The 15421-nt window shown below is 64.1% G+C and carries 8 protein-coding genes and 4 tRNA genes; all 12 read left to right on the forward strand.

The genetic code is table 11. From position 1 onward, the window contains the following. Positions 1-30: 30 nt before the first annotated feature. On the forward strand, positions 31-6918 hold the full coding sequence (locus tag VLJ37_03600) for an FHA domain-containing protein (protein HSA58750.1): 6888 nt from the start codon (positions 31-33) through the stop codon (positions 6916-6918). A gap of 80 nt (positions 6919-6998) precedes the next feature. Then, positions 6999-9770 carry a T3SS effector HopA1 family protein gene (locus VLJ37_03605; protein ID HSA58751.1) on the forward strand — a complete coding sequence of 924 codons (2772 nt, stop codon included), beginning with the start codon at positions 6999-7001 and terminating at the stop codon, positions 9768-9770. 171 nt (positions 9771-9941) lie between these two features. Beyond that, on the forward strand, positions 9942-11228 hold the full coding sequence (locus tag VLJ37_03610; protein ID HSA58752.1) for a hypothetical protein: 1287 nt from the start codon (positions 9942-9944) through the stop codon (positions 11226-11228). 92 nt (positions 11229-11320) lie between these two features. Beyond that, complete coding sequence (proS, locus tag VLJ37_03615; GenBank protein ID HSA58753.1) at positions 11321-12577, forward strand: proline--tRNA ligase; 1257 nt, start codon at positions 11321-11323, stop codon at positions 12575-12577. Further along, a complete protein-coding gene (gene pyrF, locus VLJ37_03620; GenBank protein ID HSA58754.1) occupies positions 12574-13239 on the forward strand; it encodes an orotidine-5'-phosphate decarboxylase in 666 nt (221 codons plus the stop codon). The genes proS and pyrF overlap by 4 nt, the downstream gene beginning before the upstream one ends. A gap of 169 nt (positions 13240-13408) precedes the next feature. Then, positions 13409-13738, forward strand: a complete 330-nt coding sequence (locus VLJ37_03625) for a hypothetical protein (GenBank protein ID HSA58755.1) — start codon at positions 13409-13411, stop codon at positions 13736-13738. Between the two features lie 52 nt (positions 13739-13790). After that, complete coding sequence (gene rlmB / locus VLJ37_03630; GenBank protein HSA58756.1) at positions 13791-14522, forward strand: 23S rRNA (guanosine(2251)-2'-O)-methyltransferase RlmB; 732 nt, start codon at positions 13791-13793, stop codon at positions 14520-14522. A 248-nt stretch (positions 14523-14770) separates the two neighbouring features. After that, positions 14771-14843: transfer RNA gene (locus VLJ37_03635), tRNA-Thr, on the forward strand. Positions 14844-14968: 125 nt separating this feature from the next. Then, positions 14969-15052, forward strand: a tRNA-Tyr gene (locus VLJ37_03640). Between the two features lie 44 nt (positions 15053-15096). Further along, positions 15097-15168: transfer RNA gene (locus tag VLJ37_03645), tRNA-Gly, on the forward strand. A 9-nt stretch (positions 15169-15177) separates the two neighbouring features. After that, a tRNA-Thr gene (locus VLJ37_03650) sits at positions 15178-15250 on the forward strand. A gap of 24 nt (positions 15251-15274) precedes the next feature. Beyond that, positions 15275-15421 (forward strand): GTP-binding protein (locus VLJ37_03655; protein ID HSA58757.1); only part of this gene is annotated, 147 nt, incomplete at its 3' end.

Raw genomic sequence — 15421 nt, forward strand, 5'->3', positions numbered from 1 at the left:
TTTCGTGTTTTCCGTCGAATAGACGGCGAAATGGCAAACACACCCTTCTCTTTGAACACGAGTACCCTGCTGCAGGGAGGAGGGCTTCTCTCCTCCGCCTTACTGGCGACCGGTTGCAACATGGATGCCACGTCAACGGCCACGGCCGTGGTGACGGTCGGGGCCCTGGGATTGGGGGCCTGGGCGGCCCACCGGCGCCTCAGCCGAATGCGCGAATCGGGGGCGATCCGCGAGACCCCTCTCTTGAACCAACGGGAGATCCCCGATGAGGTCGTCCGTGGAAACCTGGCCGCCGAGCTGGCCGAACGCTATCCCGTCCTGGGTGACCCGGTCTTCGAGCCCCTCCGGAACGCGATCGTCAAAAATGTCTTCGAGACCTGGGACCAGCAGGGACGGCTGGTCGACACGGCGTATCCCGACCTGCGCGGGTGCGTCGTCGAATCCTTGATGGAAAACAGGGTTGCGGAGATCGCCCGGAGCCTGGAAGGGGCCACGGGCGCCAAGGAGCGCCTGCGCGATGGGCTCTCCGGCGACGGACTCGGCAACCGCTCCCGGCGCTGGGCCCCGCGCGACGTCGAGAGCGCCGCCCTGTCCTCATTGAAATCCGCCTATCCCGTTTTTGAGAATGCCGATTACGCGCCCCTCGCGGCCGCCGTGGCCAAGAACGCCTTCGGCGACTGGCTGAAGGCGGACGGCCCGGCCCTGATGGACAAGCCGGGACCGGCGACGCCCCTGGTGGAGAGTTTCGTCCACGACCGCGTCCACAAGCTCATGGAGCATCTTTCGAGCCAGCCGGTGAGCGCCAAACTGACGGCCTTGCTCCGGGATCTCCGACGGAACGAACGCCGCCGCTCGATGGAATCGCCCACGCTGTTCCACAGGCTCCAGAACGCCGCGCGAGAGCTGGAAATCTTGGCACTGCACTTGGCCCAGCTCAAGCTCCCCAACGCGGGGATCGCCCGGCAGATCCAGAAGACGATCTCCGCCCTGCGCGAGGCGCCCGAGGCGATCCCGGCGGAGGATTTGAAACGCTTCGCGGGTCTGGAAGGCCAGGAAGGCGACGCACGTCTCTTGAAGGAGCTCGTCGCCCGCCTACCGGCCCTTCAGGCCAAGGCCGCCGAGACGCGCACCAAGGAAGACGCCGTCGTTCGCGAACGGCTCCGCTGGCTCCAGGCCGCCGTCGCGGGTTCCGAGTCCGTGGCGGGCCTCGACGCCGCCTTCGTCGGATCCGTCCATCCGGCCGTGCCGGAGTGGGCGCGTTCCGTCGCGTTCCAACGCAAGGGCGCCAAGGGCCCCGAATCCCGCATGACCTTGACTCCCGACGGCACGGTTGCCGACGCCCTCGGCTTTGAGGTCATTTACCGCGACGGGGGCTATTGGCTCCGCGACGGGCGCGGGTTCTCGCGCCTGCACCCCTCCAACTGGCTCCGTGCCTTCGTCGTCAACTCGCAGAGAATGGCCGCGGGCGGCGTGTGGCCGCTGAAGTCCGGTGACCGTCTGAAGATCGGGACGGACGTGGAAATCGAGTTTCTTCTCCCCGAGATCCCCCACCTCGAGAGGCTCCGGCTCCGCATCGCGCGCATCACGAGCCTGAAGGAACTGGCGAGGCTCTTGAAAGACGAGGGGCGCCGCGCCCTGGCCCAGCAGATAGAGGACTATCTCGCGGACGGCGAGGCGTTCCACGAGATCCCAGCCGAGGGAGGACTCGCCGCGAAACTCTTGGAACTCGTGCTCCGGCGCGAGGCGGGGAGGCTGCACGAGGAGCACCTCTTGAACCTCCCTTATCCCGAGGCCGAGTTGCGGATGATCGGGCTCGCCCGGGCGGTGGATCAAGCCGTCTCGATGGAGGATCTGGCCGGAATTGTCCGCGAATCGTTCCTGTCCGGCGGCGAGGACGTCGCGCGAACGATCAGCCGCGTGGCCGAGGAGGCCGTCGGCTTCCGGTCGTTCGAGCAGATCCCGGAAGTCTTCGGCATTCGCGCCAAGGCCGTTTTCTTCGCCCAGGAAGAGGAGCGCAAGCTCCGCGCGGAAGTTTTCAAGCTCCGTGGGAACGTTGCGCAGCTGACGCAGGATCTTCACGACGCGAACTCGGGCATCGCCAACCGGGATCGGACAATCGGCGAGACGAATAAGAGGAACGAGGAACTCACCCGCCAGATCGCGGCCGCCCGCGAGGCCCTTCGGCAGCAGGAGATAGAGGCCAGGGCGGAGAAGGAGAGGCTGGAGCAGGAACACGCCCAGGCGATGCGTCGCGAGGCGAACATCCGCGCGGACATGGCGCAGATTCACAAGGATGCCCAGGAGGCAAAGGACGCCGCGCACCGAGAGGCCCAAGCCCAAAAGGACGCCGCCCATCGACAGGCCCAGGATCAAAAGGACGCGGATCATCGGGGGACGATGGCCCGCCTCCGGCAGGAGCATTCGGACGCGATCGACGCCAAGAACCGCGAGATGGCGGATCAGGATACGGCCCATGCGGGCGCCATCGCTGCCATCGAGGCCGCGATGCAATCTGCGCAGTCGGCCCACGAGGCCGCCGTTTCGGAAAGGGAACGGGCTCACGCCAACGAGATCGCCGCCCGGGAAGCCGCGATGCGCGAGGCACAGTCGGCCCACGAGGCCGCCGTTGCGGAAAGGGAGCGGGCTCACGCCGAAGCCATGGCCGCCAAAGAACGGGACATGGAGGCGGATCGGAGGGCTCACGCCGCGGCGATGGCGCAGAACGTCCAGGAGCACGAAGAGGCGGTGGCCGCGCTGGCTGCGGCCCACCGCCAGGCCATCGAGACGCTGGCCGCCGAACACGCCGCGGCCATGGCCGAAGAGGCGGCGAGGCAGCGCCTGGCCGCCGAGGGCCATGCACGGGACTTGGCGGAGCTGGAGGCCAGGCGCGCCGCCGAGGAGAGTAGGGCCGATGAGTTGGGCCGGCTCAGGGACGGGAAGGAAAGAGAAAGGGCCGCCGCCCAGTCCGAGGTCGAACGTCTTACGGCGCTGCTTGCGGAGGCGGAAGCCACGCGCGACCGTTACCGGGATGAGAGAAATGCCGTCCGCGGGGAACTGAGCACCACGCGGGCCCACTTGGGCGTCCGGGACGGAGAACTCGCGGCGGAGCGGGAAAAGGTCCGTCAGAACGACATCGACATCGCCCTCTTGAGAGACGAGAGGGACACGGCCCAAAGGACCGCCAATCGCCTGGATGGCGAATTGGAGGATGCCAGACGGGAGATTGATCGCCTCTTGAATGAAGAATGCCCCAAGCTGGACGGGCAGATCAAGGCCGCCAGGCGGGAATTGAAGGACATGTGGTCGGCGATAACCGACTTCGAGAATGCCTACCCGGTCTATCTCGCGGAGGTTGGTCGTCTTGTCCGGACCGGAGCGGAGTTGCAGAGGGTCGAGGAGTACCTGGACAAGCTGAGCGAGGTCTATGAAGCGCTCGACGCCAAGCTGAAGGTCGCGGGTCAGGAGCCCCCGCCCGCTGCAACCGCGGTCGTGGACGAGGCACCGTTGACGGAGATCGAATTCGAGACCGTGACGGACGAACACGCCATCCCGACGGCGTTTCCGGACGAGGTCACGCGGCCGGCCATCAAGATCTCCACGCCCGTTCCGCCTCCGCCGCCCCCTGAGGCGGTCTCGACCTCGTCGATGCGCCGTCTCCTGTCACCCTATTTCGGAAACGCCGATCCCCGGACGATGCGCGTGGAGACCTTCGCCGTTTCCGACACGAAGATCTTGAACAATATGGATGGTAATGACATCGGCACGGCCTACCTCCGCGCCGGTAACCTCCAGGACGACGACGGGGGCTTCCATATCGAGGCCAACGACGGATCGATCCTGTCCGGCAAGACCACGATCGCCGACGCAAAGCCGGCGAGGGACGGGACCGTCACGCAGGAAGACGGCATCTATCTGGCCAGCTATCGCCTGCCAGACGGCCGCGAGGTCAAGATCATGGCCGGCGCCGACGGGGCCGGCGGCATGGGCGGCGGAGACATGGTCTCCAGCGCCTTCCTGCAGGGGATCCACGCGGCCGTGCACCAGGCCGCCGCCGAGCAGAGGGCCGATCTGACCGCCGGAGAGCTTTTCCAGTCGGGGAACGAGGCGGCGATCTTCCAAAAGCTCGAGCCCGACCGGCCGGGGGCGATCAAGGCGACGGGTTCCGCGACCGTCGTCGTCGTCATCGGGGGCCAAATGACCGCGGCGACCATCGGCGACGCCATGCTCCTCCACGGCCGTCCTCGCGCGGACGGGACCTACGAGGCCGTCGGCTACAGCGATGTCGACCACTTGAGCACCCTTAAAGACGACCGGCTGATGTCCGCCCTGCGCATGACGGCGCACGGCGAGTTCATCACCCGGGGCATCGGAAACGTTTCGAATCCGGAGGCCTACCGGAATGGCACGGAGACCGCGGATCAGAAGGCATTCCGACAGCCCCACCTCTACGCCGGCGAGCTCCGCAAGGGAGACAAGATCAGTTTCGGCAGCGACGGGATGATCGAGAACACCGTGGGGCACGACTACAAGGTCTACGGTTCGTCCGGGCAGAGGTTCGTCTCGGCGAGAAGCGGTCTGCCGATTCGCGCCCTCAGCGCGGGGGACATGTCCGCCTTCCTGAAGTTCATGCAGGCGACGGCGGGGGACGTGAACGCCGGCGCCTATCTCCACGACTTGGCCGCCCGCAACCAGACCATCGTTCGCCCCGGCAATGGGGCCGCCGCGCAGTTTCCGCCTCCGGTCGTCGAAGTGAACGGCGTCCGGATCGAGTTGCCGCGCAAGCGGGGCAAGGACAATATTTTCGGGATCGCTTACGAGGAAGGGGAGGGGCCGCTGGCGCCTGCCATCGCGGCGCCCGTGGGTCATGCTCCCCTTGAGGCCCTTCTTCCGGAACTGTCCGCGATTTTCTTCGGCGGCGCCGATCCGCGGAAGGACAAGATCAAGGTCGATGTCAGGGGCAGCCGGCCTTTGCCCTGTCCCGGGGGACGCACGCCAGGCCACGCCTACATCTGTGCCGGAGGCCTGGATGACCGGAAGGGCTTCCGCCTCGACGACGGTTCCTTCCTTTCCGCCCAGACCTCCGTGGGCGTCTCAAAGAGCAAGACCCATCCGCGCCAGGAGGACGGCTATTACTTCGCCAAGTACAACCTGCCCGACGGGACTCCGGTGAAGATCATCGCCATTTCGGACGGGGCGGGGGGCGAGGGCCAGACGGGCTTCGTCGCCTCGAGCGCCTTCCTCCAGGCCGTCCACGCGCGGACGGTTGAGGCCTCGATGAACGGACAGGCCGTCCTGGCGGGGGATCTCTTGGAGAGCGGAAGGGCCGGCCTTTACAAGCAGAACGAATTGGGCGTCAGCGACGGCCGGGCGAAGGCGACCGGATCGATCGTCGTCGTGGTCGGCAATACCGCGACCGTGGCCACCATCGGCGACTCGACGGTCCTCCACTCCGAACGGCGTCCGGACGGGACCTTCCGGACCGCCCGCTACTCCGCCGCCGATTACACGGAGGTGGGGCCACTCAAGAGCACGGGCCTCATCGGGGCCAAGGATGAACCCAACGCGCATTTGTATTACATCGGCGACGTCCAGCCGGGGAGCGTCTTCACCATGTCGAGCGACGGGGGCCACGAGAACATCCATGGCCACACGTTCAAGCTCCAGACCTCCCAGGCCACGCGGAGTCTCTCAGCCGCGATCAATCACGTCCATGTCCCGCCCCCGACCGAAGACACCTTTAGGACGCAGGATCGCATTCTCTCCCTCGTTGCCGGACAGGAGAACGCCGCGGGCCACCTGCACGACTTCGCCCTGGAGGCCATGAAGCGGCCCCACCCGCCCGAGGGCCAACCGCCGGCGCCGGTTGCGCCGATCTCGGTCATGGGTATTCCCGTGCCGGCCCCGGTGAAGACCGACAGGACGAACGACAATATCGTCTTCGCCGTTCTGGAGCACGCGCAGAGCCCCTTTGCGGGCATCGCCCCGCCGGAGGGCTACGAGTCCATGCCGGAGGTCGTCGCCGTGGGCCGGGAAGCCCTGCCCCAGGTGAGTTTCAGCGTCCGGCCGGGTGAGCGCTCCCAGCACAACGACAAGTACCTGGTCCTGGGCCGCTCGCCGGACTTGAACGACCGCGGGGTCCCGCACGGGTCGGTCTCGCGCCAGCACGCGCACCTCGTCTACAACCAGCAGAAAAACGGGAATTTCGAGGCGAACACCTGGTACCTGCGCCCGATCTCGGACAATCCGAACGGGACGCACGTGAACGGCGAGGCCGTCGCCAAGGACGCCTGGGTGGCCCTGCCGCGCGGGGGAGCAAGGCTCCGCCTGGGTGGCGTGCCGCTCCTCGTCTCTTACGGCGCGGGCGACGCGCTCAACTTCGTGACGGATAACGCCGCCCTGGCCGCCTTGGGCCAGTTGCCACAGCCGCCTCATCCGGGCGCCATCCCTCCGCTGCCGCCGGTCCCCGCGTCGCGCCGTGGCGCCCCGGCCTCGCCGGTGCCTTCGCCGGCTTCGCCCGCGTCCGTGCGGCATCCGTCGCGGCCTCCCCAGGTCGAAAAGGGCGGCAACGGCACCAAGGTCGTGACGCTCAACGGGCTCGATGTCTTGACCATGGTCTCCGGTTCGGCCTTGTCCACGACGGACACCTTCGTCCAGGTTCAGGGGGCGGCGAGGAGCGCCGAGTTGGTCTGCGAAACGGGCTTCTTCGGCGGGGACCGCTATGTGACGATCATCCGACAGGGCGGAGGATTCCGCGTGGAAAATCCGCACAAGAAAAAGAAGATCGTCGCTTATCCGCCCGGTGCACCCGCAGGGAGCGGTCTGGAGATCCTCCCCGGCAATGCCCGGGACCTGCCCGACGGCACGGGTCTCTTGATCAACGATCAGCTCCGCTACACGGTGCGATCCGAAAACATCTAGAGGAATCGTCTTTTTTGGAAACTTTTACCCTTTCCGCCCGATAACCCCGCCAAGGGGGATTCTACCCAAAAATCGATCCCATGGCCGTCCTGATACCCAACCTGTCGCTGGCCGGCGGTGAGCTCCAGGCCGCACTGGGGCTGATCCAGAACACCCAGGCCCTGGGCCCGGCGGTTGGGAGCGATCAGGTCCTCTATGCCCTGAGGGCCGTGGAGCGGTTGCCGGGGGCGATCGCCTCCGAAGAGGTCGCGCGGGTTCGTCACTTGGTTCAATCCGGGGCCCCTCAAGAGGCCTTTCGGTTGCTGGCCGCCCACCGGCCTCTCTTGGAGGCGGCGGCGGAACAGTGCCGGACGCCCCTGGCCGAGGCCTCTGCGCTGCCTCTCGAACGGATCGCCGCCGTCTTGGGACTTCCCGCCCACGAATTCCGCTCAGAAAATCTGGCTCCGGCGCTACGCCCTTCCCCGGCCGCGCCTTTGGCGCCCGACGAGGCGGCCCGACTCGAGGTCGTATTTGCCGGCGTAAAGGTTCGGGTCTACGCCCTAGCGCGAATCGACCATGCCGGGCACTGCCTCGGCATCGGTTTGGGAAACAGCGCGGACCCGGGCCTGATCAGGCTCCGGGACCGCGAGATCGCCGCCCAGCAGGCCGTGATCCGTTTCGTCAACGGGCGGTACGAAATCGAAGACCCCTCCCTTTCGGCGAGGTCAACCCATCTCAACGGCCGTCGGCTCGGGTTCAGCGAGAAAGCGGCCCTGAAGGACGGGGACAAGATTCGCATCGGACGCGTTGAATTTGAGGTTCGTCTTCCTTACACCCGCCGTTTGGATTCCCTGGCGAGGCGTCTCCAATCGGCCGTGGATTTCCAGGGCGTGCTCGCCGCCTTGGAGGAGGTTGGATGCAGGGACATGGCGCAGAAGATCCGCGGGGTGATCTCATCCCCGGCCCCTGTGGAGGAAAGGCTGAATCGGCTCCGAGAACAGGTCCCCCAAGACGCCGGTCTCTTGATCAAGCTGGAGTCCCTGATGCTCCGGAGGGAGGCCGTCCTCCTCCGGGCCCTGTATTTCCCGACAGCCCGTCTTGATGAGGCCTTGGCCCTCGGAGAGCGTCTGGCGAGATCGCTCGCGCAGTCGTCCTCCTGGCTGGATCTGGCCGACCGCCTCGGGAAGACCAATCCGGAGGGGTTCCGGGACGTGATCGAGCGCCTGGAGCGCCTGGTGTCGCGGCGTGAGGCTGTCTTCGCATTCTCGGAATTTCCCAACACCTTCGGGTTGCGCGGGCAGGCCGCCCGTCTTTTTATGGAGGGGCTGTCCCTGGGCGACGGCCAGAAGAGGGACCTCCAGTACCGGGGCGTGACGCCGGACCTCCTGGCGGAGCGGCCCTGGCGTCGGATCGCGGTGCCGCCTCTGATGAAGGAGGCCCTGGCCCCCTTCGAGGCGGTGGCGGCGCAGAGGCTCGGGCTGGACTGGATGGAGACGACGATCGAGGCGTCCTACGGCGAGGAAGGGGAGCCGCCCACCGAAACCAAGGTCGGGGCGACGGCCTTCCTGATGTACGACAAGTACCAGGCCAAGAATCCCACCCCCAGCCAATTGCTCGAAACCAAGACAGGCTCTTCGCGCCCGGAGTTTTTCGAACAGGTCCGACAGAACCTGACGCGGGACCGCGTCCCCGTCTTGCCGACGGGCTATTGGTTTTACGGGGGGACCTTCGATCCCCGGACGAGATTCGAGGGCCGCGTCTATCTCTCGCTTCGGCGCCGCCACGCCGAGGGGATCTTCCGTTACCTGAGCGGAGTCATCGAGCCCGCCCTCAAGGCGCACAAGGGGGAGATCCAGTTCAAGATCGCCGCGCAGCCGGATGGTTACGGCCGCTCGGATTCGGGGGTCATCTATTTTCACGCCAAGGACCAGGAGGCCATCTACCGGGCGGTTCACGGCATGAATCGGGCGCACCCGGAATTCTTCAAGGAAGGCCATCCGCTCTTCACGATGCCCTTGAGGGACGAGCGCGGCGCCGTCCTGACGGGCCTCTCGTTCGGCGAACACCCGCAATTGTCGGGGGTGAGCTTCGGCTCGCTCCGGACGGATGCGATGACCACCGGCATCCGGACGGCGCGCGCCTTGATGAAGACCTCCGAACCCCCGGATTGGGCCGAGATGCAGCAGATCTTCGCCTACTTTCTCTCGCGCACGGGCGTCGATCTGGAGAATCCGGCGTTCCAGAAAGACGGGAGAAACAATTTCGAGCCGCTTCTCCGCCTCTCCGCGGCCCCCCGCCCCGTACCCGCGCCCGCCTCCGTCACCGTCGACCCCTCCGTCGCGACGAGCCTGATCGCCTCCGAACTCCTTCAGAGGTATCCCGCCCTGCACGGCGCCGAGTTCCGAATCCTGGTCGAACGGATGGCCAGCGACATCTTCAAGGCCTGGCAGGGGAGCGGGCGTTTCCCCGGCCAGACGCCGAACGCGCCCTCGCACGTGCCGGAGGACGTCCTTGAGGCGCGCGTCGCGGCGGCGATTGAATTGATGAAGCGCCAGAACGGTCCACGAACGTCCCTCCTCGCGGAGGAGATGCGAAAGACCGACCAAGGACCGCGGCCTGCGCGGGCCGTCGCGTTCCGTCTGCGCCAGGAGTTCTCCATCCTGCAAGAACCGATCTTCGAAAAACTGGTCCGCGCCCTCGCCGATAACGTGAACCGGACATGGCTCGCCGGCGAACCCACCGCCGAGGCCTATGAGAGGACTTATCAGGACTTCCTGCGGAGATTGCCGGCCTGGATTGAGGCGAACGGCGCCCGAAGCGAGCCCCTGCGACTTCTGGTGAAAGAACTCCGCCAGAAACTGCCTGCCTTTTAGTCAACTGATATAGAAATGGGCAGCGGCAGCTCAAAATAATTACTAAAAATCAATGGCTTGCGCCATTTTTGATGCAACTTGGCAAAGGTTTGCACGATACCCTTTGTACACCGAAGACCTACGGCCTTCGGTGCGTTCAGGTTTTAAGATTTGCTCATCAAGGAGCTGAACGTGAGTGAATACCGACCGCTTTCCAGGACGGCCTCGTGTTCGGACGGTTCCTCGAGGGCGACGGTCGACGTCTTGACCGGCGCTGTCCATACGACGGTCGAGGCCGTCGTCGACCTCGACACGACCGACGGCACGCCCGCACCGCGAATTCAGGTGAATGACGGCGTCTGGATCGACGTGAACGACGCCTTTGTCACCGCCTTCCGGGCCTTGGCCGAGCCGTCCGCCTCTTCCGGCGCGCAGAGCCGAACCTGCGGCGAGGCCCTGCCGCCGCCGCCGAGGCATACCGTGCGTCTGACGGGCGTGGTCGACATGACGGGAGGCGTCGACATCGTGCGCCCTGGACGCACTCATCCCTTGTGGGCCTCCGGCTTTTACAACAGCGACACCTTCTTCAACCCAAACGGAGAGCTGATCCTGGAGATCAAGCCGGTGGAACAGTTCACTTTGACGCTCGACGCGGGGGCGGGGCCCAACTTCAACGCCCTCCAGCCAAATGGCCTCCAGCACGGCTATTACTTCGACTTTCCCCAGGTCTTCGCCGAATGGTGTCCCAACCTTCTCTGCCTCGGGGCGGGGCGGAGGGGTGATCGCTCCGGCGCGGAGACGTATCGGTCCGACCTGAGGGATTTCACCCTGGCGAGCGTCAATTACAGCATCTCGCCGTTCACGCAGCTCGTCTGGGGAGAGCTGGGCCTCGTGGGTTCGAACGCGGCGTTCCGATTCGCGGTCGGTCCGGGGCCCGATCAGTTTATCAACAACAACGGCATGCCTTACCTGATGTCGAACTTTTCGCTCACGTATCCGAACTTCGCCCTCTCCGCCGACTACCAGGGGGGCGCGGACCAGCCGGGAAACAATGACCATTGGCGGCACTTCGTCGACCTGGGGCTCACCTTCGGTTCCACGGACGGCCCCGTCCGCGCGACGGTCTACGGCATGTTCGGCACCGAAACGACCGAATCGGGCGAGCAACGCTGGGGCGGGGCGAATGCGTACCTGCGCATCCGGCCGACGGGCTCTCCCGTCGCCATCAACCTGCGCGGTGGGTACACGCACGACGACGGGATCCGCACGGGCGTGACGGGGCTGGATGCCGTCCAGTTCGATGCGGGCCTAAACGTCTATGCCCTCGAGTCCCTCCAGTTCCGCGTCCAGGGCGGCGTCATCGGGGCGATCGGCACGCGCCCCTTCGACGGCGACAGCCTCCTCCCGCGAATGATGTTCCAGGTCGTCTGGGCCGATTCGGTCGGCCTTGGAGGAGGGCCGGGGGCCGTTTACCGCTAATACACCTTGATTGGCCCGATCCCGTCGTTTACAAAACGCGGCACACCCTCCGGGTGCGATGTCAGAATTCAGATCCTTTGAGGTGTGCCATCGTGAAATTCTCCGAAATGCTGATCCCGACCCTGCGCGAGGTGCCCTCGGATGCCGAGGTCGTTTCCCACCAGCTCATGCTCCGTTCGGGGATGATCCGGAAGATCGCGGCGGGGATCTACACCTACCTGCCCCTGGGACTCCGCGTGATTCAGAACGTCGAGCGCATCATCCGCCAGGAGATGAACGCCGCCGGCGCTCAGGAGCTCCTCCTCCCGGTCGTCATGCCCAAGGAGCTGTGGATCGAATCCAAGCGCTGGGATGTCTACGGCAAGGAGCTGCTTAGGTTCAAGGACCGCCATGAGCGCGAGTTCTGCTTCGGCCCCACGCACGAGGAGGCGATCACCGACCTGGTCCGCAACGAGATCCGCTCCTACCGCCAGCTTCCCGTTTCGCTCTACCAGATCCAGACCAAGTTCCGGGACGAGATCCGCCCGCGCTTCGGCCTCATGCGCGGGCGCGAGTTCCTCATGAAGGACTGTTACAGCTTCGACCGGGACGAAAAGTCCGCGATCGAGACCTACTGGCGCATGTACGAGGCCTACCGGAGGATTTTCACGCGTTGCGGGCTGACCTTCGTGCCGGTCGAGGCCGGGACCGGAGAGATCGGAGGCACGCTCTCGCACGAGTTTCACGTTCTGGCGAATTCCGGAGAGGACGAAGTCTTCGTGACCGAGACGGGCGATCTGGGCTACAGCGTCGACAAGGTCCCCGCGGACAAGAAGGACCCAAAAACGGGGACCCCGCTCAAGAGTTACCGGGGCATCGAGGTCGGGCAGGTCTTTCACCTGGGCACGAAATATTCAGAAGCCTTTCAGGCGTCCTATCTCGACCCCGAGGGCCAGTCGAGGCTGATCGTCATGGGGTGTTACGGTATCGGCGTGGGTCGCACCGCCGCGGCGGCGATCGAACAAAATCACGACGAGAAGGGCATTATTTGGCCGCGAGCCCTCTCGCCGTTTCCGGTCTCGGTCATTCCCCTGGGCGGGCCGGAGACCGAGATGTCCAAGGCGGCCCTTGAAATCACCGCGGCCCTGGAGCGAGAAGGCGTCGAAGTCCTTCTGGACGACCGTCCCGAGACCGCGGGCGTCAAACTAAACGACGCCGACCTTTTGGGGATTCCCTGGCGCGTGGTCGTGGGCAAGAAGGGGATCGAGAAGGGTGAGGTCGAGGTCAAGGAACGGAAATCGGGTGTGGTCACGCCCATCGCGCGCGCTTCGGCCGTCTCCCACGTCCTGACAAAGGTTCGAGGCGCATGAGCGACAAACTCATCCTCGCCTTGGACGTCGATTCCATCCAAGAGGCGCGGCGTCTCGTCCGTCTCTTCCGCGACAAGGTTTCTCTGTATAAGGTGGGCCTCGGCCTCTTCACGTCGGCCGGTCCGGACGTTGTCCGCATGGTCCAGGACGAGGGCGGTCGCGTCTTTTTGGACCTCAAGTTCCACGACATCCCCAATACCGTTGCTCAGGCCTGCGAGGTCGCCGCGCGGCTCCATGTCTTCATGATCAATGTGCACGCCCGGGGCGGGACGGAGATGATGAAGGCGGCGGCCGCGGCCGTCGGCGACCGGTCGATCCTCCTGGGCGTCACCGTCCTGACGAGCGATAAGGAAACGAAGGACACCCGGAACGAGGTCGTCCGTCTGGCGACGGAAGCCAAGAACTCGGGTCTGGGCGGTGTCGTCTGCTCGGGGCAAGAGGCCCGTTCCGTCCGGGAGGCGTGTGGAAAGGATTTCGTGATCGTGACGCCGGGTATCCGTCCGGCCCAAAGCCCGTCGATGGACGACCAACGAAGAAAGGTGACGCCTTCCGAGGCCCTCCGGAACGGTTCGGATTACCTCGTCGTCGGACGGCCCGTTTTGGAATCTCCCAATCCCATCCAGGCCCTTGATTCCATCCTCTCCGAGATGTTGGATGCGTAGTGCCTCCGACCCAAATTGAGGACTCCGCACCCCATTCATGTGTCTTTTCGCTAGATATCAGCACCCTCGTGTCATAAAAAACATAATAATTACAGTAACTTAATAATAATCTCCTGCCTTGTTCTTCTTGGCCGAAAGATTGCTTCTTCTTGATCCTGAGGAGATCACGATGATCGATCAAGAGCCCAAGCTGCCGACTCCGGAAGAGAACGAGGCGATCCTGATGGACCTCGTCTCTCAGGAAAAGACGGACCTCGTGAACCTGCAGATGATCCTCGCGACGAGCTCCATGAACCACGAATACGCCCGCAAGGCCTACGACAAGACCCGCTCCTACGCCCGCCGCCAGGAGCTCTTGGCCAAGATGTCGAACCTGAAGAATCTCTATTTTGCCGCCCGCTCGAAACTCTCCGTGAATCATCCCGATCGTTTGGAAGCGATCGAGCGTGAGCTCAACTTCCAGAAGCAGACCGTCCTCTCCGAACACGGGCTGCATTAATTTCCGCATCCTTCTTGCGCTCGCTATTCTCGTCGATTACTGAGCCGTGCTTATGTCCGAATGGGTGGCCGGGCGACATGCCGTCTATCATCTTCTCTCCGCAGGGCGCCGGAAGGCCCTGAAGCTCTACCTTCAAAAAGACGTTGAGGAAAAAGCCGTCGCCGATCTGGCGCGGAGCCGTAAGGTCCCGATCCAGCCGGTGGAGGCCTCGTTCTTTCCCTCCCGATTCGGGGTTTCGGCGACGCACCAGGGGATCGCGGTCGAGGCCGAAGACTATCCTTATGTCGGATGGGAGACGTTGACGTCCGAATCGACCCTCCTCGTCTTGGACGAAATCCAGGATCCTCAGAACCTCGGGGCCCTGTGCCGGTCGGCCCATGTCCTGGGAGTCGGGGGGGTCATCCTTCCGGAAACCCGGGCGGCCTCGATCGGCCCGGGAGCCTGCCAGGCCTCGGTTGGGGCCGTCGAATACCTCAAGATCGCCCGGGTGTCCAGTATCGCTAAGATATTGGAATTACTTAAAAAAGAGAAATTCTGGGTCTATGGAGCTGATCATTCTGCGGAGAAGACGGCGGCCGAGGAGGACTTTCCGGGCAAGGTGGTGTTGGTGATCGGCAATGAAGAGAGGGGCTTGCGGAAGCTCGTCCGGGAGACCTGCGACCTGTTGATCAAGATTCCGGCGGAGCGCCATGAAATCGATTCCTTGAACGCCTCCGTGTCGGGCGGAATTCTGCTCTACGAGATCCTCCGGCAACGCACCCAGAAAATCGCAAAAAACCGATAGAAATTATTGACTTTGAGAGGTAACCTCCCTATACCCTTGCGGCTTCGCATTTCTTAGAGGAGTCAAAAAACTTTTTAACGAAGAATCGTGACTCTTCCATTGCTGGCGTAGCTCAGCTGGTAGAGCAGCTGATTTGTAATCAGCAGGGCTTTTTTAGGGGCTCGCGTCGCCCCCTCCACCGGCAAAGCCGTTGGAGCCTCCCCTTCAACGGCCCTCATGGGCCTGGTTTTTTGAGAAGGTTTTAGAATGCTGGCGTAGCTCAGTTGGTAGAGCAGCTGATTTGTAATCAGCAGGTCGCCAGTTCAAGTCTGGCCGCCAGCTCAAGAGCGAATGAGCAGTGATCAAATTCGGCTTCGCCGATTTGATCAGGCGGAATGAGCGGTCGATTAAGTGGAGATCAGATGAGGGGCCGTTGGGGAGAGAGCGGTATCTCTCCCCAATCAAAAGGAGGGGTGCCCGAGTGGCCAAAGGGAGCAGACTGTAAATCTGCCGGCGTTTCGCCTTCGAAGGTTCGAATCCTTCCCCCTCCACAAAGTGAGGTTTGGCTGGAACGCCGAGAGATGGGATTGAGCATGCGGGAGTAACTCAGTGGTAGAGTTCTTGCCTTCCAAGCAAGATGTCGCGGGTTCGAATCCCGTCTCCCGCTCAGGAGTTTGCCCACGTAGCTCAGTCGGTAGAGCATCTCCATGGTAAGGAGAAGGTCACCAGTTCGATTCTGGTCGTGGGCTCATACATTTTAGGAGGAGGCGCACATGTCGAAAGAAAAATTCGAGCGAACGAAGCCGCACGTGAACGTTGGGACGATCGGGCACGTGGACCACGGGAAGACGACATTGACGGCGGCGATCACGAAGGTGCTGGCGGCGAAGGGGAAGGCGAAGTTCATGGCGTACGATCAG

This window comes from bacterium (genome assembly GCA_035454885.1).
Taxonomy (GTDB): Bacteria; UBA10199; UBA10199; order JACPAL01.